Here is an 18,194-nt window from a genome sequence, read left to right on the forward strand (position 1 = left end):
AACCTTCCCGCGCGTGACGACCGACGACCTGCCGCCAGGCCTGCCAGCCGCCACCCACCGCATCCCGCGGGGGGTTACCCGAATCCTCCTCAGCCTGTCGCTCTGCGTCGCCGCCTCCACGGCTGTCGCCCAGAACGCGCCGGCCCCGGTCGACGCTGCCGCCCCGGCCGCCGTCAGCGCCGATGTGGTCGAAGCGCCCGCCGCGACCCCGGCCAAGTCGGTTACCGCCAGCGTCAAGGAAAAGGCCGCCGAGGCCGCGACCGCGACGCTCTCCGCCCTGCTCCCGCGCCTGGCCGCCAGCGATACGCTGCCGCTGGTCGATCGTTCGGCAATGGTCGCTGGCGACATCAGCAAGCTGCTGGCCGCCTACGACCTCAGCAAGGAAGGCGTGGTCGCCCAGGAACAGCAAGGCGGCAAGGTCCAGGTCGTACTGCAGCGCGCGCTCGCACTGATGGGCACGCCCTACCGTTGGGGCGGCACCTCGCCCGACAGTGGCTTCGACTGCAGCGGCCTGGTCGGTTACGTGTTCCGCACCGCGCTCGGCATCGAACTGCCGCGCGTCTCCCGCGACATGGCCAGCAAGGCGGACGCCGAACTGATCGGCGCGCGCGAGGAACTGCGCCAGGGAGACCTGGTGTTCTTCGGCCTGAAGGGCCGCGTGAACCATGTCGGCATCTACGTCGGCGAAGGCCGCTTCCTGCACTCGCCCAGCCGCGGCAAGGATGTGCGCGTGGACACGCTGCTGACCGGCTACTGGGGCAACCGCTACCTCAGCGGCCGCCGCGTCGCGATGTAACGCGCAGCGCAGATCCGCGATGCGAAGAAGGCCGCCCTGTGCGGCCTTCTTCTTTTCGGTTCGGTGCAGCGCAACTTGCGCCGCATGGCGCGTTGCCGCCATCCTCCGGCAAACGCCACATGCGCGTCATCCAACCATTCGCGCCGAAGGGGAGTCGTACGCGATGCAGGCTTCATTGCTGACCAACCTGCTGCTGCCGTTGGCCTTGGGCATCATCATGCTCGGGCTGGGATTGGGGCTGACGCTGGACGACTTCCGTCGCGTCGCGCGTTATCCGCGCGCGGTGCTGATCGGACTCGCGCTGCAGACGCTGGTACTGCCTTGGGTCGCGTTCGGGCTGGCGCTGGCGTTCGGCCTGCCGGCCGAGCTCGCCGTCGGACTCATGCTGCTCGCGGCTTCGCCCGGTGGCGCGACCGCCAACATCTATAGCCATCTCGCCCGCGGCGATGTGGCGCTGAACATCACCCTGACGGCGATCAACAGCCTGGTCTGCCTGCTGACGCTGCCGGTGATCCTCAACCTGTCGCTGGAGTACTTCCTCGGCGCCGGCCAGTACGTGCCGCCGCCGACGAAGAAGGTGGTCGAGGTCGCCGCCATCATCCTGCTGCCTGTCGCGATCGGCATGTTGCTGCGCGCGAAGGCGCCGGGTTTCGCAGCGCGCGCGGAGAAGCCGATCCGGCTGCTGTCGGTCCTCGTGCTCGCCTTGCTGGTGGTCGCCGCGGTCGTGCAGTCATGGGAAACGCTGGCCACCTACTTCGCCATCGTCGGCCTGGCCTGCTTGCTATTCAATCTGGTCAGCATGGGCGCTGGCTACGTGGCGCCGCTGGCGCTGCGCCTGCCGAAGAAGCAGGCCATCGCCATCGCGATGGAGATCGGCATCCACAACGGCACGCTGGCGATCTTCATCGCGCTCAACGTGCTGGAGAAACCGACGATCTCCGTGCCGGCGGCGGTCTACAGCCTGCTGATGTTCGTCACCGCAGCGGTGTTCGCCTGGTGGGTGTCGCGCAGCGCGCGCGAGGCCAGCGCCTAGCTGCCGGCACCGGAACCGCGCGCTACATAGGCCATGCTGATCGATGCAGGCGCCGTGTCGGCGAAGCCGAACTGCGCATAGAGGTGCCGGGCTTCTCCATCCGCGACCAACATGACGTAGGCCGAGGGTGGTGCGTTTGCGCGCAACCATGCATCCAGCGCCGCCATGATGCGCTTGCCCAATCCCTGCCCCTGGTGGTCCCGTCGCACGGCGATGTCCACGACGACGAACACGGTGCCGCCGTCGCCGACCACCCGCCCCATGCCGATCACGTCACCGGCCTTCAGCAGACTGACTCCGTACAACGTGTTCGCAAGCCCGCGCTCCGCGGCTTGCTGCGACTTCGGCGACAGGCCCGTCTCGATGCGGAGCCGCCGGTAGGTCGGCGCATCGGGGAACGACTCGACCAGTTCGATCGTCCCGGCGTCGCTCATGGCGTCGGCGCTGCGTCGTCCGCGAGGCCCACGTTCGTCGACGCCGATTCGTAGACCTCCCTGTCCAGCAGGCCGGTCTCCTTCGCCACCAGCACCGGTACCAGCATCTGGCCGGTCACGTTGGTCATCGTGCGCATCATGTCGAGGATGCGGTCGATCGCCACGAGCAGACCGATGCCTTCCAGCGGCAGGTTCGCCGCGCTCAGCACCAGCGTGACCATCACCGTCGCCGTACCCGGCACACCGGCCGTGCCGAAGCTGCCCAGCACGGAGGCCAGCAGGATGACGAAGTACTGGTTCACCGACAGGTCCAGACCGAAGTACTGCGCCACGAAGATCGAGGTCAGCGCCGGATAGATCGCGCCGCAGCCGTCCATCTTGATGCTGGCGCCGAGCGGCACGGCAAACGCGGCGTAATCCTTGTCGACGCCGAGGTTGTGGGTGACGCTGCGCAACGCGACCGGCATCGAGGCGAAACTGGACGAACTGACGAACGCCACCTGCATGCCCGGCGCCGCGCCGCGGAAGAACTTCCACGGGTTCAGGCCATGCGCGAGCAGCAGGCTGCCGTACACCACCACGATGTGGAGCGCGCAGGCGACGTACAACGCACCGATGTAGCTGCCCAGCGGCAGCAGCTTCTCGAAGCCGTACGTGCCCACCAGCGAACCGATCAGGCCGAACGTACCCAGCGGGGTCATTTCCAGCACGAAGCGGGTGACCTGCACCATGGTGTCGCTGGCCTCGCCCGCGAGCTTGCGCAGGCCCGCGCTGCGTTCGCCGAGCTTCACGAGTGCGAAACCGAGCAATCCCGCGAAGAAGATCACCTGCAGGATCTTGCCTTCGGTCAACGCCTTGAACGGATTGGCGGGCACGATGTCGAGCAGCACCTGCACCGGCGTGGGCACTTCGCGGACCTGGTAGTCGGGCGCCATCATCAGGCCCGTCAGTCCCTTGCCTGGCTGCACCACCCAGCCCACGGCCAGGCCCACGCAGACGGCGAGTGCCGCGGTCGCGGCGAACCACAGGAACGTGCGCCCACCCAGCGCCGCCACGGACTTTTGTCCGTGCAAACTGGACACCGCATTGATCACCGCAAAGAACACCAGCGGCACCGCGATCATCTTGATCAGCGTGACGTACAGATCGCCCAGCGGCTTCAGCCAGGTCCCCGCCGCCGGCCCCATCAGCCAGCCTGCGAGCGCGCCCAGCACGAAGCCGGCGACGACGCGCTGCCAGAACGGGATCTTCAACCAGGCCGACACCAGCTTCATCCAGACGACTCACTTAAATGGACGGGACACCTTATCCCAAGGCCTACCCCGGGGCGACCTTGCGGGCGGAATGCCGGGTGTCATGAACAGGACACTGCCCGGACGGCATAATGATGCGTCTGCCTTTCCCCGGTTCATCATGCATCTGCGCTCTTTCGTATCGCCGCTCGCCGGCGCAGTCCTGCTCACCGTCCTGGCCGGTTGCGCCAGCACGTCGCCTTCACAGCCCTCTTCCGTCCGCGTCGACGTCGCGCCGGTGGCGCATCCGCAGGGCGAGACCCCGCAGTGGTGGTATCGCAGTGGTGCTGCCAAGGCGGCTGGCAATGGCGCCATGCAGGGGCGCGCGAAGAACGTCATTGTCTTCCTCGGCGACGGCATGAGCCTGACCACGGTGGCCGCGGCGCGCATCTTCGAAGGCCAGCGCAAGGGCACGCCGGGCGAGGAAAACCTGCTGAGCTGGGAGCGCTTCCCACACACCGCCTTCAGCAAGACCTACAACACCGATTCGCAGACGCCCGACTCCGCCGGCACGATGACCGCGGTAGCGACCGGCGTGAAATCGCACATGGGCGCCATCGGCGTCTCCGCGGGCCGCAAGAACGATTGCGCCGACAGCCGCAACAAGCACCTGCTCAGTTGGTTGACGCTGGGCGACAGCGCGGGCCTGGCGACAGGCATCGTCACCACAGCGCGGCTCACGCACGCCACGCCTGCCGCCACGTATGCCCATGTCCCGCACCGCGATTGGGAGAACGACAGCGACCTGCCCGAGGAAGCCGTCGCGGCGGGCTGCACAGACATCGCCCAGCAACTTCTCGCCGCTGCGCGCTTCGGCCATGGCCCGACCGTCGCATTGGCCGGTGGCCGGGGTGAGTTCCTGCCGGTCGACGTGCGCGATCCGGAAGAAGACGACAAGGTCGGCCAGCGCCTGGATGGCCGCAACCTCGTGGCCGAATGGCAGCAGGCGCATCCCCAGGGCGCCTACGTCTGGAACACGCAGCAGCTGAAGGCCGCGGCCGACGCGCCGCAGCTGCTGGGCCTGTTCGAATACGACCACATGCAGTTCGAACACGATCGCCGCAAGGACGACCAGGGCGAGCCCTCGCTCGCCGACCTGACCCGCGCAGCGATCCACACGCTCTCGCGCAATCCGGAAGGCTTCGTACTGCTGGTGGAAGGCGCGCGCATCGACCACGCCAACCACTACGGCAACGCGTATCGCGCGCTCGACGAAACCGTCGCGATGTCCGACGCGGTGCAGGCTGCGCTCGACGCGACCTCGCGCGACGACACGCTGATCCTGGTCACCGCCGACCACTCGCACACGCTGAACTTCGTCGGCTATCCGGTGCGCGGCAACCCCATCCTCGGCAAGGTGCGGGGCCAGGGCGGCGAAGACGACACGCCCGGCGACCTCGCGCGCGACCAGACCGGCATGACCTTCACCACGCTGACGTACGCCAATGGCCCCGGCTATACCGGCGCCAGCAACCGCCAGCCTGCGGGTCCGAAGAAATTCCTGCACGCACCCAGCAGCGTCGAACCCGCCGAAGGCCGCCCGGACCTGAGCCATGTCGATACCGAGCATCCCGATTACCTGCAGGAAGCGTTGGTGCCGTTGAAGTCCGAATCACATGGCGGCGAAGACGTCGGCATCTGGGCCATCGGCCCCGGCAGCGACGCCTTCCGCGGCACGCTGGAGCAGAACACGATCTACCACGTCATCGTGCAGGCCACGCCGAAGCTGCGCGCGCGCTTGTGCGCCGCCGGCACCTGCGACGCCAATGGCGTGCCGGTGGAACTGCCGAAGATCGGCGATTTCGAGAAGAAATGAACCTACGCGCCGGCAAGCCCGGCGCCACGCTTCAGAACGGCTTGGCCAGCACCAGCCAGATGATCGCGATCAAGGCGAACAGCGGCAGTTCGTTGAACCACTTCAATGCGGTCGGCGATGGCAGCGATTTGCCCTTCGCGACGCCCTTCAGCCATCGGCCGGTGACGATGAAGTGTGCCAGCACCAGCGCGACCAACGTCAGCTTGGCGTGCAACCAGCCGCCGCTGATCCCGAAGTAAAACCACAGCACGCCACCGAGGATCACCGCGATCCCGAACATGCTGTGGCCAAAGCCGTACAGACGGCGGCCCATCAGCAACAGGCGCGCCTGCGCGTCGGGCTGCCCGGTGGTCTCGGCCAGGTTGACCAGGATGCGCGGCAGGTAGAACACGGTCGCCATCCAGGCGATGACGAAGACGAGATGGAAGGTCTTGACCCACAGGTACATGCGGCTGGCTCCGTGTGGCTGCGCAGGATGGCGTGCGGCGCATAGGATAGCGCGCCGCATCGCGTAAGCTTGCTGCCTTTCCGTACCCGGGCACGCGCATGACCAAGCAGTACGACGCGGACTATTTCAAGCGCTGGTACCGCGACGGCGACATCGGCGGTGCGCCGCGGCTCGCGCGCAAGATCGCGCTGGCGGTCGCGGTGGCCGAATACCATCTGGAGCGGCCGATCCGCACCGTGCTCGACATCGGCTGCGGCGAAGGCGCGTGGCGCGCACCTTTGCTGAAGCTACGCCCGAAACTCCAGTACCTGGGCTTCGACAGCAGCGAGTACGCCATCCGCCGCTTCGGGCGTACGCGAAACCTGCACCCCGCGCGCTTCGAGGACTTCCAGTACCTGCGTCCGTGCGCGCCGGTCGACCTGCTGGTGTGTTCGGACGTGCTGCACTACGTGCCGACCCGCGAACTGAAGCGCGGCCTCCCCGGGCTGGCGGAACTGTGCGGTGGCGTCGCGTTCCTCGAGACCTTCGCCAAGGAGGACGACTTCGACGGCGACCACGAGGGCTTCCAGCCGCGCAAGGCGGCCTGGTACCGGCAGGCCTTCAACGGCGAGGGGTTCCAGTCGATCGGCAACCACTGCTGGCTGGGCCCGCGACTGGCGGGCGACGTGGCGGTACTGGAGGCCGCGGATTATCGGCCGATAACCTGAACAGGCCACGCGCGGCGCCCTCGCCTTTTGGGGTATGCTGCGGCGCAGCACCGTGCACCAAAAGCGGGATTCCGGACAGCCATGACCTTGTACCAACTGCACGAACTCGGACGCGCATGGATGGCGCCGCTGGCCTATATGGCCGAAGCGAACGCGCGCATCTTCTCCGCCCCGACCAGTTGGTTGTCCAACGTGCCGGGCGCCGAGCGCATCGCCGCCGGCAACGAACTGATCTACCGCATTGGCAAGGATTACGAAAAACCGGCGTGGGAGATCCACGAGGTCGAGGTCGAAGGGCGCACCGTTCCCGTGGTGGAGCAGGAGATCGTCAAGAAGCCGTTCTGCCGCTTGTTGCGCTTCAAGCGCTACACCGACGACGCCGAGACGATCACCACGCTGAAGGACGACCCGGTCGTGCTGGTCGTGGCACCGCTCTCCGGCCACCACGCCACCCTGCTGCGCGACACCGTGCGCACGCTGCTGCGCGACCACAAGGTCTACGTGACCGACTGGGTCGATGCGCGCATGGTGCCGGCGTCCGAGGGCGCCTTCAGCCTGGACGATTACGTCGCCTACGTGGAGGAATTCATCCGCCACATCGGCGCGGACAAACTGCACGTGATCAGCGTCTGCCAGCCCACCGTGCCGGTGTTGGCGGCCGTGTCGCTGATGGCTGCACGCGGTGAAGCCACCCCGCGTTCGCTGGTCATGATGGGCGGACCGATCGATGCGCGTCGCAGCCCGACCGAAGTGAACAGCCTTGCCACGCGCAATCCGCTGTCGTGGTTCGAGAACAACGTGATCCACTCGGTACCGATGCCCTACCCGGGCGAAGGCCGTCGCGTGTATCCCGGTTTCCTGCAGCATGCGGGCTTCATCGCGATGAATCCCAGCCGCCACTTCATGTCGCACTGGGACTTCTACGCGGACCTGGTGAAGGGCGACCTGCAGGACGCCGAATCGCACCGCAAGTTCTACGACGAGTACAACGCCGTGCTCGACATGCCGGCCGAGTACTATCTGGACACGATCCGCACCGTGTTCCAGGAGTTCCTGCTGCCGCGCGGCAAGTGGAAGGTCAATGGCGAACTGGTGACGCCCTCGGCTATCAAGAAGACGGCCCTCATGAGCATCGAGGGCGAACTGGACGACATTTCAGGCCAGGGGCAGACCGCCGCCGCGCACGACCTGTGCACCGGCATCGCGAAAGCCCACCACAAGCACCTGACCATCGAAGGCGCCGGCCACTACGGCATCTTCAGCGGCCGCCGCTGGCGCGACAAGGTCTATCCGCAGGTGCGCGACTTCATCGCGAAGTACGCAGGCTGACGGCACCCACCCACCTTCGTGGCGTGCGCCGATGCACGGCGCACGGGTCTAGCGATTGTCCGGCGACGTGTCGGCGCGCGCAGTGATCCATCGCACCGCCGCGTCCACGGGCGCGCTGGAATCGGCGAAAGCCACGTTGTGCCCGAGCCCGGGAAACACCTGGGACTCGTATGCCTTGCCTTGCGCCTTGAGCGCGTCGAGACGTTCCACCGACAATTGCACCGGCGCCTGCACGTCCACGTCGCCGTAGAGCCAGAGCCCCGGGATCGAAAGCGCGGCAAGCGCATCGCGCGGGTCGGTGTCGGCGAACTGATAACGGTCCGGATCGTTGCGGATGTGGTCGCGCGCGTCGGCCTCGGTATGCGTCTTCCAGAAATCCGGCGCGCCCTGCGTGTAGAACTGGAAGCGCAGCTGCTCGCGCGCGGTGACGACAGGCCCGCTGAAGAGCACCATAAATCGAACAGCAGGTCGCGTGTTGGCGGCGAGCGGAATGATCCAGGTCGCCTGGCTGAAACCCACCAGCCCGACGGGCACGTCGCGAGAAGGAAGATGCGCCAGCAGTGCATCCACGGACGCGCCCGCATCCGCCGCCAGCAACGCGAGATTGGCGGCGTCGACATTGTTGGTGCCCACCTCGGGACCCGCATACACGCCGCCCGATCCACCGACGCCACGCTTGTCGTACGTCAGCACCGTGATGTCGTTGCGGGCCAGGCGTACCGCGAAATCCGGCATGCGTTTTTCTTGCCCGGACCCATGCACGATGACGACCGCCGCGCGCGGATGTGCCGGCTGAAAGAGCGTACCGACCAGGGTGACGCCTTCGCTCTCAAAGCTGACTTCTTTCGATACGACGGCAGGCGGCTCTTCGGCGTGCGGACGAAACGGGACCAGCAGCAGCGACAGGCACAGCAAACGCCCAAGCACATGACGCATGACGACGGCTCCTCGATTCTCTTCGTGAAAACGCCGGGCTGCGAAGGCGGCCCGGCGTTCGATGACCTACACCACCGGCGTCCGCACCAGCAGGTGCTTGGCCAGCCAGCCGTGGAAGCGGCCGATGTAGCGCGCCAGGTGCAGCGTGCCGAACAGCAGCAGGAAGCCCGCCAGGAAGCACACCGGCCACAGCCACGGCCAGTCGGGCGTCAGGTTGATGACATCGACGTCGAACGCGCCGGCATGGCCCAGCAACAGGATGACCGGTGCCGCCATCAGGCTCAGCGAAACGGCCAGGAACGTGATCGCGATGGTGAAGTAGGCCGTGCCCAGCGCCTGCATCAGCACCAGGTACAGCATCGCCGTCCAGGTGCGCCCGTCGGTGAACAGTTCCTGCAACCGCGTCATCCACGGCTTGTCGCGCTGCGTGTACAGCGGGCGGCGCGGCATGCGTTCGCCCAGCAGCACTTCCACGATGCGGCCTTCCACCAGCGACAGCAGCCGCACCGACATCAGGAACAGCAGCAGCAACGGGATGCCGACGATCAGGATCAGCAGACCCACCGACAGGCTCGCGCCGGTGACGACCCAAGTGAAGTAGAACGTGCCGGTCGCCAGCGACAGCAGCATGTAGAACAGCGCGCCGTAGGTGCGTGGATCGGCGGCGACGCCGAAGAAGCGCCCCAGCAGCGACGTGCGCTTGGGCGGTGCCGGCGGCTGCAGTGCGCGCGTCACCGTGACCTCGGTATCGCGGTAGATGTCGGCCACTTCCTCCGGCGCGCCATAGCTGCCGGCGACGGACGCAATGACCTCGGCTTCCGATGTGCCGGGGTTGGCCGCCATTTCCGCGCGCAGGTATTCCTCCGCGTCGTAAAGGGCGTCCTGGACCATGGCCTTGTCGGCACCCGACAGCGCGGCGCGCAATTGCTCCAGGTAAACGGGGATGGTGGTGGGCAGGCTGCCCGGGGCGGTGGTGGTGTTCATGCAGGAATCCCCTCAAGCACGGAATCAACGGAATCGCGGGTGGCGCGCCAGGCGGCGGTCCAGGCCTGCAGGGTCTGCCGCCCTGCCTCGGTGATGCGGTAGTAACGACGCGGCGGCCCGGCGACCGAGGGCTCGACGAAGCTGTCCAGCAGCCCGCCCCCCTCCAGGTTTCGCAGCACCGGGTAGAGCGCGCTCTGCTTGCCGCTGAGCACGCCTTCGCCCACGCGCTCCAGCTGTTTGGCGATCAGGTAGCCATACAACGGCTCCCCTGCGCGGGCCAGGACGGCCAGCAGTGCCAGCGAGACGGTGCCGGCGCTGAGCTCTTTCTGGAACTTCTTCAGATGGATATCGGGTTCGTTCATCGCTCCCCCTTTGCGGACCCGCCGCTAGGTTGGAGAGGATGCTATTGCGAACTTTGATATAGCGAATGTGCCAGTAGTCACTGGGACCGGCGGCCTCCCTACAATCGGGTCACCTACCCGACCGGATCCGCCATGCGCCTGACGCCCTTGCTGCTCGCCTGCCTGCTTGCCCTGCCTGCCGCGCACGCGGCCGAGGCGCCGAAGTACCTCAGCGCCAAGGAGATCCTGGATGCCTCCCCGGATGCCGACTGGCGCACGCTGGATCCCGCGAACACGCTGTACATGGACGTGCGCGGCGGCCGCGTGGTGATCGAACTGGCGCCCGCTTTCGCACCCGAGCATGCGGGCAACATCCGTACGATGGCGCACGAGGGCTTCTGGAACGGACTGGGCATCTACCGCTCACAGGACAACTTCGTGGTGCAGTTCGGCGATGCCGATGCGGAAGACACCGCCAAGGCGAAATCGCTGGGCACCGCGAAGACGAAGCTGCCGGCGGAATTCGCGCGCACGGACAAAGGCGTGTCCTTCACCCGATTGCCGGACGTGGATGGCTGGGCACCCGAGGTCGGCTTCGTCGATGGTTTCCCGGCGGGGCGCGATCCGAAGACGAACGAGGTCTGGCTGGCGCATTGCTACGGTGCCCTGGGCGCCGGTCGCGGTGGTCCGCCCGACAGCAGCAACGGCAGCGAGCTCTACGTGGTCACCGGCCAGTCGCCACGACAACTCGACCGCAACATCACCCTGGTCGGCCGCGTGGTGAAAGGCATGGAACTGCTCAGCGCGATTCCCCGCGGTCCGGAGCCGATGGGCTTCTACGAGAACGCCACCGAGCGCACGCCGATCACCACCGTTCGCCTCGCCAGCGACGTGCCGGAAGCCGAACGCACGCCATTGCAGGTCCTGCGCACCGATTCGAAGACCTTCGCCGCCGCCACCGAGGCGCGCCGCAACCGCCGCGACGGCTGGTACGTGCGTCCGGCCGGCCATATCGACCTGTGCAACGTCCCGCTGCCGGTGCGCACGCCCCCGACCCGCTGAGCCCCCGCAAGCGCCGCCCCGACGGGCGGCGCTTGACAGCCGCGCCCTGTACTTAGATATTTAGCAAATACGTTAATTATCTAAGTTCATATGACAGTCGACCGCATCTTCGACGCCCTGGCTTCGCGCCCGCGTCGCGAAATCCTCGCCTACCTGTCCGCGCAGGAGCTCACCGCCGGCGAGATCGCCGCGCGTTTCGACATGAGCGCGCCCGCCATCTCGCGGCACCTGTCCGTGCTGGAAGCCGCCGGCCTGGTCAGTAGCGACAAGCGCGGCCAGTTCGTTTTCTACCGACTGGCGCCCGACAACCTGGTCAACACACTGACCGGTTTCGCCTTCGAAGTCTGCCCCACCGCCGGCCCGCTGAAGCGCGAAGCCAAGGCGCGCGCGCGCAAGACCGCAACACCCAAGCCCCGCTGATCTTCGAGGAGTCCTGCCATGCACCGCCATGCCGATGTCGTCCCGGGGTTCCCCACCGCCCGCATCCGCTCCTACTCAGGCGGGCTGCCGGTGGAAGTGGTGTTGCTCGCGCAGCTCGGGCCCGGCGCGGGCGATCGCCTGCACGCGGACACCGGCGCGCTGCAGCGCGCGCATCCGGGCTTCGTGGATGCGCTGGATGAGCCATCGGTGCGCATCGCCGCGCCCGATTTCGATGCCGGCGAACGCAGCGCGCTGTACACCTTCACGGTGGGCTCGGCAGGCCATCCCTTCCACCGTCACGCCGGGCACCGCACGTTCACCGCCGTAACCGGCAGCGGTGGCGCGCGCCTGCGTTTCTCCACGGCATCGGACGCGCAGCTCGCGCACGATCCGTCGCACTTCGCCGCTGCCCTGCATCACGTCGACCTGCCCGCCGATGCGCTTTTCAGCGTGCGCTTCGGTGGTGGCACCTGGCACCAGTTCGCGCCGCTGCAGGCAGGCAGTTCGCATCCGGTGCTGTTCGCCCTGTCGTGCCACACCGACGAACTTGGCGGGCTGCCTCAGGGCGCCCTGCAGGACGAAGTCCTGGCCGGCGACGCGAACATCGCCACGCTGACGGAAACGCTGCCGCCTTCCGTGCAGGCGTGGCTGGCCGCGCATCCCGCGCATGTCGAGCGCATCCCGACCGTTCGACTTGCCCTGCATGCGCCGCCTGGCAGCTGGCAGCAGCACCTCTGTGCCGGCCTGCGCGCACGTGCCGGTCGCGTCCGCACGCGGTTGGCGGGCTGGTGCGGCGAGATCGGGTTCGTCGAGGGCCGCGCATCGCCGGTGAAGGCGTTGCCGTCTCCGCCTATCGGATCATTGCTGTTGGATCAACTGCCGGACTTCCATCACGAGGACACCTTCAGCCTGCGCCTGCAAGGCACAACGCACGCGATCGCATCGGCCCTGATGGCGGATGTGCTGGAAGGCTTCCTGCAATACCGCCCCGCCGGCGTGACCCAGCTGATGCGATTGCGGAATGTATTGGTGCGCCCGTTGCGGCTGCGCACCTCGCCGCTGGGCTGCCCGGTGTCGTCGCTGCTGTCGACCGGCGACGGGCCGTTGTTCGCTGGACGCTATCCGGTGCTGGCGCAGCGGATCGATGCCGACGGGCGACGCGCGCAGGTGATCCTCGGCGCGGACGACCGCCATCTGGCGTTCCGTTCCTGCGTGGGCGTGCAGATCACCGATACCGGCGTTGACATCACGCTGGGCACGCGCGTGCGGTGCGCCAACGTGTTCGGACGTGCCTACATGGCCGCCATCACTGGCGTGCACCACGCCTACATCGCGCCGACGATGCTACGCATGGCCGTGGAAGGCGCCGTGCAGCGGCACGCGCCACTGACGCTGGCGCAGGGTTTGTTCGCCTGACGCCCGTCAGGCGGCGCGCTGGCTGGCCGCCACGCTGCCCAGGATCAGCGCGCCCGCGGCCAGCATCGCCAGCGTGACCGGCTCGCCGAGGAACGCCCACGCGAAGCCCGCGCCGAACAGCGGCACCAGGTAGGTCACCGTCGACGCACGCGCCGGACCGATGCGCTGGATCAACCGGTAATACAGCAGGAAGGCATAGCCGGTGCAGACCACGCCGATGGCGATGGCCGCCCCCCATGCACTTGGCGCGATACTGGCCGTTGGCCAATGCGTCGCCGCGAACGGCAGTACCAGCAGCGCCGCGCAGCTCAGCGTCGCCGCCGCTGCGGCGGCCGGCGGGATGCCCGCCAGATGCTTGCGCACCAGGTTCACGCCGACGCCGTACAGCAATGCCGCCGTGGAGCCGGCCACCACCGCGCCGCCCACACTCAAGCCACCGGCCTTGCTCGTCGCCAGCACGACCACGCCCACGAAGCCCACCAGCAGCGCCAGCGAACGACGCGTGCCGATCTTCTGACCGAAGAACAGGAAGCCCACCAGCGCCGTGAACAACACGGTCATCGCGTTGCAGATCGCACCGATCGCCGCAGGCGAACGCTGCGCCGCCCACGCGAACAACAGGAACGGAATGGCCGAGTTGATCGCGCCGATCATCGCCAGGCGCGGCCACATGCCGGCGCGGAAGTGCGCGCGCTCGCGCCACAGGAACGGCAGCAGGACCACTGCTCCCAGCGCCAGCCGCACCTCGACCAGCGCGAACGGTCCGAACGGGTTCGCCGCGATGCGCATGAAGAGGAACGAGCTGCCCCAGATCGCGCCCAGCGCCAGCAACTCCAGTGGTGTGCGCCAGTCGCGTCCGGCCACCTGCGGCAGGGGGTCTACGGTTGTCGTTGCCTGTGCCATCACCGCACCCTCGTTCGTGCCTGCCGCCATTCTGGCCGATCCTGCCAACCCCACAAGCGCGTACGATACGGCCAAGCCACAAATATGGCTTGTGCCTGGAGCCACCATGAGCCTGCGCCCCGCCCTGCTGCCCGCCCTCGGCGTCTTCGCCGCCGCCGCCCGCCATCAGAATTTCGCCCACGCCGCCGACGAACTGCACCTCACCGCCAGCGCCGTCAGCCACCACGTACGCAAACTGGAAGGGCTGCTCGGCGTAGTCCTGTTCCAGCGCCACGCGCGCGGCGTGAAGCTCACGATGGAGGGCCGCCAATTGGCGGATGCCGCCAATGCGGCGCTCGGCGATATCGATGCCGTGGCCTCGCACCTGCAACTCGCCGGCAAGACCACCACGCTGCGCATCACCACGCTGCATTCGATGGCTTACTGCTGGCTGCTGCCGCGGTTGCCGCGTTTCTGCGCGCGCCACCCGCACGTCCGCCTGCACGTCGACACCGGCATCGCACTGACACGCTTCGATGACGAAGGCCCGGAGCTGGGTATCCGCCACGGACCCGGGCATTGGTCAGGCCTGACCTCGTACCATCTGATGGACGACGAACTGTTCCCGGTCGCGTCGCCCGCCCTGCCCGGCATCGAAGCCGTCAAGGAGCCGCGGCAGATCGCCCAGTTGCCGCTGGTGACGGACCTTGCGCTACAGGGCTGGCGCGACTGGTTCCGTGCCGCTGGCGTGCGCGGGCTGCGCCTGCCGTCGATGCACAGCTTCAACGACAGCACCGACGCGATGCGCGCCGCCGTCTATGGTGTTGGCGCCGCACTGGCGCGCCGGCATGTCGCCCAACCCTATCTGCAGCGATACGAACTCGTGCGACTGCCCGGGCCCGCACTGAAAGCGCGCTTCGCCTACTACGCGGTGCATCCCGCGCACAAACCGCCGAGCGCCGCCGCGCAGGCCTTCATCGACTGGCTAAAGGAAGAAGCGCGCGATGAGCGCACGCCGCTACCGCCGATGCCGGACGACTTTCTGGGGCGCGGTCCCTGACATCGTCAGGGCACGGCTTTCAGCGCCTGCACCACGATCGGTTTCAGCGCGCGGATGTTGGGGTCTTCGGATTGATCGGCTTCCAGATGGACACTCATCAGGAAGGCCATCAGATCGTGGCGACGCGCGAGCCAGGTCGTATCCGCATAAGCCTGCTCGGCGTCGCCCAACCTGGGTGGCAACGCGTCGAACCAGCGCGCCCACGCCGCTTCGTCGAGCAAGCCGCGCTTTGCGGCGTACAGCACGGGCCGCGCCAGTCGTCCCGGCTCGCCGAAGACATATGCGTGCGCAGTCTCAGGCACGACCTGGACCGCCACCGCCTGCAGCAATGTCTCTACCTGGGCACGGTCGACACGTTCGTTGAGCATCAACTGGAGCGCCCAGTCCGCGCCATGGGCAACACCATGCCGCCAGCCTTCTTTCGCGTCGAAACCGCGGTAGTCGCGCACCGACGACAGGTACGCAGCCGCGCGCCGCACCATCGCGTCGCGTTCGTCCGGCGACATCCATGGTGCGATGCGATCTGTACGCGCGACTTCGGACAACACGAGTGCGGCGAACGGAGGCCCTACCCCGTCGGCCGTGTCCTGTTCCAGCAATGCGTACAGGCGATCGCGCAGAGTGCGGCGCTGCGCCTCGTCCAACAGGCCCGCACGAAGCCACGCACTGAGGCCCTCGTAGGCGATCCCATCGCGCAACGCCGGATCAGGATCGGACAAGCACGCGGGAAGCCTTTCGACCAACGTCGCGCGCACGTCGTCCGGCACGACGAAGCGCTGCTCACGCAACAACCGCAACGATCCGGCATCCGTTCCCTCGGGCGGACACGACGCGTACGCTGGCGAGGTAAGTAGACTCGCCAGCACCAGCAGTGTCGAAGCGCGCATCGTCATCTCCCCACGTCGTTGGCGACCACGTCAGAGGCTGGCGCCGTCGAACGGGGTCACCTTGAGCACGGCCAGGTCCACGCCCGGCAGGCAGCGCACGTTGACGGCCGCCATCTGCGCACCCGTCTTGGGATGCGCGGCTTCGCCGTACGGGGCGATCCCGCAGACAGCGCAGAAATGGTGCTGGATGTGGTGCTTGTTGAACGTGTAGGTCGACAGGTCGCCTTCGGGCGTCTTCAACACCAGCGCCTCACGCGGCGCGAACCACAACAGGCCGCCACGCCGACGGCAGAGCGAGCAGTTGCAGTCGATCACGTCGTTGACCTCGCCTTCGACCTCGAACGCGATCCGCCCGCAATGGCAGCTTCCTTCATGCTTCATGGCGCGTCTTCCGTTTGGCTGGGTAGCCAGCGTATATCGAATGGCACGGGCACGGGCATGACCTTCGGCCTATGCTTCCGGTTCCGCTCACCGCCGCACCGCAACAGGACTCCCATGCGCAAGACCCTGCTCGCCGCCGCCCTCCTGGCCTCGCTGTCCGCCTGCCAGAAGAGCGAAGCCCCCACCGCCGCCGCCAGCGCCGATACCGCGGCCACCGCCGCGGATACCGCCAAGGCCGATGCCGCCTTCGCCGACCTCTCCAAGCGCGCCCTGGAAGGCTGGCTGCAACTCTCGCCCGCCGGCGCCACCCAGATCGGCGAACACAAATACGACGGCGAACTCGACGACCTGAGCGCCGCTGGTCGGCAGAAAGGCCTGGAGTTCAGCAAGAAGATCCTGGCCGAACTGGATGCGACCGACATCGCCGCGCTCTCGCGCGAGAACCAGGTCGACGCCGCCATTCTCCGCAACCAGCTGCAGTACGACATCTGGACCGCCGAAACGCTGCAGAGCTGGGCGTGGGATCCGCAGGTCTACAACAACGTCGCCGGCGGCGCGATCTACGGCCTGATGGCGCGCGAGTTCGCGCCGCTGCCGGACCGCCTGAAGTCCGCCACCGCGCGCATGCAGAAGATCCCGGCGCTGCTGGCGCAGGCGCGCGAGAACCTGGACCCGGCGCGCGTACCCAAGGTGCATGCCGAGACCGTCGCCAAGCAGAACGCCGGCATCCTCAGCATCGTCGATACCTTCATTACGCCGCACCTCAAGGAACTGCCCGAGGCCGATCGTGCGCGGGCCGACGCCGCCATCGACGGCCTGAAGAAGGCCGTGGCCGAGCACCAGGCCTGGCTGGACAAGACGCTGGTACCGAACGCGAAGGGCGACTTCCGCATCGGCCAGGCGCTGTACGACCAGAAGCTGCAGTTCGCCCTGCTCTCCTCGCTGTCGCGCGCCGACATCAAGCAGCGCGCCGAGGGCGAGCTGAAGCGCGTGCGCGAAGAGATGTACGGCATCGCCCGCACCGTGCTGAAAGACAAGCCCGGCGCGCCCGCGTTGCCGGAGACGCCCACTTCCGAAGAGCAGCAGAAGGCGATCGAGGCCGCGCTCGAGCTGGCCTACGCCGAACGCCCGGCGCGCGACAAGGTCGTGCCGGATGCCGAAGCGGCGCTGGCACAGGCGACGGAATTCGTGCGCAAGCACGACCTGGTCACCCTGCCCGACGCGCCGGTGGAAATCATCGAGATGCCGGAGTTCCAGCGCGGCGTAGCGGTGGCGTACTGCGATTCCCCCGGGCCGCTCGACAAGAACCTGAAGACCTTCTACGCCGTCTCGCCGATTCCGGACGAGTGGGACCAGAAGCAGGTCGACTCGTTCCTGCGCGAGTACAACAGCCGGATGATCCACCTGCTGAGCATCCACGAAGGCACGCCGGGCCACTACCTGGAAGGCTGGCACTCGGCCAAGTTCCCGTCGACGCTGCGCGCGGTGCTGCGCTCGGGCATGTTCGCCGAAGGCTGGGCGGTCTACACCGAGAAAATGATGTCCGACGCCGGCTACCTGGACAACGATCCGCTGTTCCACCTGGTGCAGATGAAGTTCTACCTGCGCACGATCGCCAACGCGATCCTCGACCAGGGCGTGCAGGTGGACGGCTGGACGCGCGAGCAGGCGATGGACCTGATGGTGCGCCAGACCTTCCAGCAGGAACGCGAAGCCGCCGGCAAGTGGACCCGCGCGCAGCTGACCTCGGCGCAGCTGCCGACGTACTTCGTCGGCGTGCAGGAGCACTTCGACATGCGCAAGGCGGCGGAAGCCAAACAGGGCGCGCAGTTCAACCTGAAGGCCTACCACGACCAGGTGCTGTCGTACGGCGCACCGCCGGTGCGCTTCGTCCGCCAGCTGATGCTGGACGAACCGATCAAGTAAGACCGGCGCGTGACGGAAACACCGCCAAGGGCGGGCCACAAGGC

Annotated in this window: 19 protein-coding genes; 10 read left to right on the plus strand and 9 right to left on the minus strand. The window is 67.4% G+C overall.

Annotated elements, in window-relative coordinates:
* Window positions 1-13 precede the first annotated feature (13 nt).
* Window positions 14-796: a C40 family peptidase gene (locus BM365_RS04895; RefSeq protein WP_093487102.1), complete on the plus strand. Its 783-nt coding sequence runs from the start codon at window positions 14-16 to the stop codon at window positions 794-796.
* 163 nt (window positions 797-959) lie between these two features.
* Window positions 960-1,829 carry a bile acid:sodium symporter family protein gene (locus BM365_RS04900; RefSeq protein ID WP_093487104.1) on the plus strand — a complete coding sequence of 290 codons (870 nt, stop codon included), beginning with the start codon at window positions 960-962 and terminating at the stop codon, window positions 1,827-1,829.
* Here BM365_RS04900 and BM365_RS04905 read toward each other — a convergent pair.
* Window positions 1,826-2,263 (minus strand): GNAT family N-acetyltransferase, encoded by a 438-nt coding sequence (locus tag BM365_RS04905; protein WP_093487106.1) that lies wholly within the window; start codon window positions 2,261-2,263, stop codon window positions 1,826-1,828. The two genes, BM365_RS04900 and BM365_RS04905, sit on opposite strands and share 4 nt — an antisense overlap.
* Window positions 2,260-3,537, minus strand: coding sequence for a dicarboxylate/amino acid:cation symporter (locus BM365_RS04910; RefSeq protein WP_093487108.1), 1,278 nt, complete (start codon window positions 3,535-3,537; stop codon window positions 2,260-2,262). The genes BM365_RS04905 and BM365_RS04910 overlap by 4 nt, the downstream gene beginning before the upstream one ends.
* Before the next feature lie 139 nt (window positions 3,538-3,676).
* On the opposite strand from BM365_RS04910, the gene BM365_RS04915 reads away from it, so the two are divergent.
* Window positions 3,677-5,371: an alkaline phosphatase family protein gene (locus BM365_RS04915; RefSeq protein WP_093487110.1), complete on the plus strand. Its 1,695-nt coding sequence runs from the start codon at window positions 3,677-3,679 to the stop codon at window positions 5,369-5,371.
* Window positions 5,372-5,402: 31 nt separating this feature from the next.
* On the opposite strand, the gene BM365_RS04920 is transcribed toward BM365_RS04915, so the two are convergent.
* Window positions 5,403-5,819, minus strand: a complete 417-nt coding sequence (locus BM365_RS04920; RefSeq protein ID WP_093487113.1) for a CopD family protein — start codon at window positions 5,817-5,819, stop codon at window positions 5,403-5,405.
* 98 nt (window positions 5,820-5,917) lie between these two features.
* Between BM365_RS04920 and BM365_RS04925 the strand changes: the two genes are divergently transcribed.
* A complete protein-coding gene (locus BM365_RS04925) occupies window positions 5,918-6,526 on the plus strand; it encodes a class I SAM-dependent DNA methyltransferase (protein ID WP_093487115.1) in 609 nt (202 codons plus the stop codon).
* An 81-nt stretch (window positions 6,527-6,607) separates the two neighbouring features.
* Window positions 6,608-7,855 (plus strand): polyhydroxyalkanoate depolymerase, encoded by a 1,248-nt coding sequence (gene phaZ / locus BM365_RS04930; RefSeq protein ID WP_093487117.1) that lies wholly within the window; start codon window positions 6,608-6,610, stop codon window positions 7,853-7,855.
* Window positions 7,856-7,903: 48 nt separating this feature from the next.
* Here phaZ and BM365_RS04935 read toward each other — a convergent pair whose 3' ends face one another.
* From BM365_RS04935 to BM365_RS04945, 3 genes are all read right to left on the minus strand, one after another.
* On the minus strand, window positions 7,904-8,791 hold the full coding sequence (locus BM365_RS04935; RefSeq protein ID WP_093487119.1) for an alpha/beta hydrolase: 888 nt from the start codon (window positions 8,789-8,791) through the stop codon (window positions 7,904-7,906).
* Window positions 8,792-8,857: 66 nt separating this feature from the next.
* The gene (locus BM365_RS04940) at window positions 8,858-9,775 is read right to left on the minus strand and encodes a sensor domain-containing protein (protein ID WP_093487121.1); all 918 of its coding nucleotides are present in this window, start codon (window positions 9,773-9,775) and stop codon (window positions 8,858-8,860) included.
* Window positions 9,772-10,137, minus strand: coding sequence for a PadR family transcriptional regulator (locus tag BM365_RS04945; protein WP_093296662.1), 366 nt, complete (start codon window positions 10,135-10,137; stop codon window positions 9,772-9,774). The genes BM365_RS04940 and BM365_RS04945 overlap by 4 nt, the downstream gene beginning before the upstream one ends.
* A gap of 132 nt (window positions 10,138-10,269) precedes the next feature.
* On the opposite strand from BM365_RS04945, the gene BM365_RS04950 reads away from it, so the two are divergent.
* The 3 genes from BM365_RS04950 to BM365_RS04960 all read left to right on the plus strand — a co-directional run bounded on the left by BM365_RS04950 (window position 10,270) and on the right by BM365_RS04960 (window position 13,014).
* On the plus strand, window positions 10,270-11,178 hold the full coding sequence (locus BM365_RS04950; protein WP_093487124.1) for a peptidylprolyl isomerase: 909 nt from the start codon (window positions 10,270-10,272) through the stop codon (window positions 11,176-11,178).
* A gap of 90 nt (window positions 11,179-11,268) precedes the next feature.
* Window positions 11,269-11,598: a metalloregulator ArsR/SmtB family transcription factor gene (locus BM365_RS04955; RefSeq protein ID WP_093296658.1), complete on the plus strand. Its 330-nt coding sequence runs from the start codon at window positions 11,269-11,271 to the stop codon at window positions 11,596-11,598.
* Between the two features lie 18 nt (window positions 11,599-11,616).
* Complete coding sequence (locus BM365_RS04960; RefSeq protein ID WP_093487126.1) at window positions 11,617-13,014, plus strand: DUF2867 domain-containing protein; 1,398 nt, start codon at window positions 11,617-11,619, stop codon at window positions 13,012-13,014.
* 6 nt (window positions 13,015-13,020) lie between these two features.
* On the opposite strand, the gene BM365_RS04965 is transcribed toward BM365_RS04960, so the two are convergent.
* On the minus strand, window positions 13,021-13,917 hold the full coding sequence (locus BM365_RS04965) for a DMT family transporter (protein WP_093489501.1): 897 nt from the start codon (window positions 13,915-13,917) through the stop codon (window positions 13,021-13,023).
* A 106-nt stretch (window positions 13,918-14,023) separates the two neighbouring features.
* On the opposite strand from BM365_RS04965, the gene BM365_RS04970 reads away from it, so the two are divergent.
* On the plus strand, window positions 14,024-14,956 hold the full coding sequence (locus BM365_RS04970) for a LysR substrate-binding domain-containing protein (RefSeq protein WP_093487128.1): 933 nt from the start codon (window positions 14,024-14,026) through the stop codon (window positions 14,954-14,956).
* Window positions 14,957-14,961: 5 nt separating this feature from the next.
* Here the strand turns inward: BM365_RS04970 and BM365_RS04975 are convergent, their stop codons facing one another.
* Both BM365_RS04975 and BM365_RS04980 read right to left on the minus strand, forming a co-directional pair.
* Window positions 14,962-15,843, minus strand: coding sequence for a DUF2785 domain-containing protein (locus BM365_RS04975; RefSeq protein ID WP_199186219.1), 882 nt, complete (start codon window positions 15,841-15,843; stop codon window positions 14,962-14,964).
* 30 nt (window positions 15,844-15,873) lie between these two features.
* Entirely contained in the window at window positions 15,874-16,224 is a 351-nt protein-coding gene (locus tag BM365_RS04980) for a GFA family protein (RefSeq protein WP_093487132.1), read from the minus strand.
* A 114-nt stretch (window positions 16,225-16,338) separates the two neighbouring features.
* Between BM365_RS04980 and BM365_RS04985 the strand changes: the two genes are divergently transcribed.
* Window positions 16,339-18,150, plus strand: coding sequence for a DUF885 domain-containing protein (locus tag BM365_RS04985; RefSeq protein WP_093487134.1), 1,812 nt, complete (start codon window positions 16,339-16,341; stop codon window positions 18,148-18,150).
* The last annotated feature ends 44 nt before the right edge of the window (window positions 18,151-18,194 follow it).

Origin of the sequence: Pseudoxanthomonas sp. YR558 (genome assembly GCF_900116385.1) — a bacterium.
GTDB lineage: Bacteria > Pseudomonadota > Gammaproteobacteria > Xanthomonadales > Xanthomonadaceae > Pseudoxanthomonas_A.

What these genes read in the sequence shown, in the direction of transcription:
- BM365_RS04900 (WP_093487104.1), top strand. Translation starts at nt 960, where the DNA reads ATGCAGGCTTCATTGCTGACCAACCTGCTGCTGCCGTTGGCCTTGGGC.
- BM365_RS04905 (WP_093487106.1), bottom strand. Translation starts at nt 2,263, where the DNA reads ATGAGCGACGCCGGGACGATCGAACTGGTCGAGTCGTTCCCCGATGCG.
- BM365_RS04910 (WP_093487108.1), bottom strand. Translation starts at nt 3,537, where the DNA reads ATGAAGCTGGTGTCGGCCTGGTTGAAGATCCCGTTCTGGCAGCGCGTC.
- BM365_RS04915 (WP_093487110.1), top strand. Translation starts at nt 3,677, where the DNA reads ATGCATCTGCGCTCTTTCGTATCGCCGCTCGCCGGCGCAGTCCTGCTC.
- BM365_RS04920 (WP_093487113.1), bottom strand. Translation starts at nt 5,819, where the DNA reads ATGTACCTGTGGGTCAAGACCTTCCATCTCGTCTTCGTCATCGCCTGG.
- BM365_RS04925 (WP_093487115.1), top strand. Translation starts at nt 5,918, where the DNA reads ATGACCAAGCAGTACGACGCGGACTATTTCAAGCGCTGGTACCGCGAC.
- phaZ (WP_093487117.1), top strand. Translation starts at nt 6,608, where the DNA reads ATGACCTTGTACCAACTGCACGAACTCGGACGCGCATGGATGGCGCCG.
- BM365_RS04935 (WP_093487119.1), bottom strand. Translation starts at nt 8,791, where the DNA reads ATGCGTCATGTGCTTGGGCGTTTGCTGTGCCTGTCGCTGCTGCTGGTC.
- BM365_RS04940 (WP_093487121.1), bottom strand. Translation starts at nt 9,775, where the DNA reads ATGAACACCACCACCGCCCCGGGCAGCCTGCCCACCACCATCCCCGTT.
- BM365_RS04945 (WP_093296662.1), bottom strand. Translation starts at nt 10,137, where the DNA reads ATGAACGAACCCGATATCCATCTGAAGAAGTTCCAGAAAGAGCTCAGC.
- BM365_RS04950 (WP_093487124.1), top strand. Translation starts at nt 10,270, where the DNA reads ATGCGCCTGACGCCCTTGCTGCTCGCCTGCCTGCTTGCCCTGCCTGCC.
- BM365_RS04955 (WP_093296658.1), top strand. Translation starts at nt 11,269, where the DNA reads ATGACAGTCGACCGCATCTTCGACGCCCTGGCTTCGCGCCCGCGTCGC.
- BM365_RS04960 (WP_093487126.1), top strand. Translation starts at nt 11,617, where the DNA reads ATGCACCGCCATGCCGATGTCGTCCCGGGGTTCCCCACCGCCCGCATC.
- BM365_RS04965 (WP_093489501.1), bottom strand. Translation starts at nt 13,917, where the DNA reads ATGGCACAGGCAACGACAACCGTAGACCCCCTGCCGCAGGTGGCCGGA.
- BM365_RS04970 (WP_093487128.1), top strand. Translation starts at nt 14,024, where the DNA reads ATGAGCCTGCGCCCCGCCCTGCTGCCCGCCCTCGGCGTCTTCGCCGCC.
- BM365_RS04975 (WP_199186219.1), bottom strand. Translation starts at nt 15,843, where the DNA reads ATGCGCGCTTCGACACTGCTGGTGCTGGCGAGTCTACTTACCTCGCCA.
- BM365_RS04980 (WP_093487132.1), bottom strand. Translation starts at nt 16,224, where the DNA reads ATGAAGCATGAAGGAAGCTGCCATTGCGGGCGGATCGCGTTCGAGGTC.
- BM365_RS04985 (WP_093487134.1), top strand. Translation starts at nt 16,339, where the DNA reads ATGCGCAAGACCCTGCTCGCCGCCGCCCTCCTGGCCTCGCTGTCCGCC.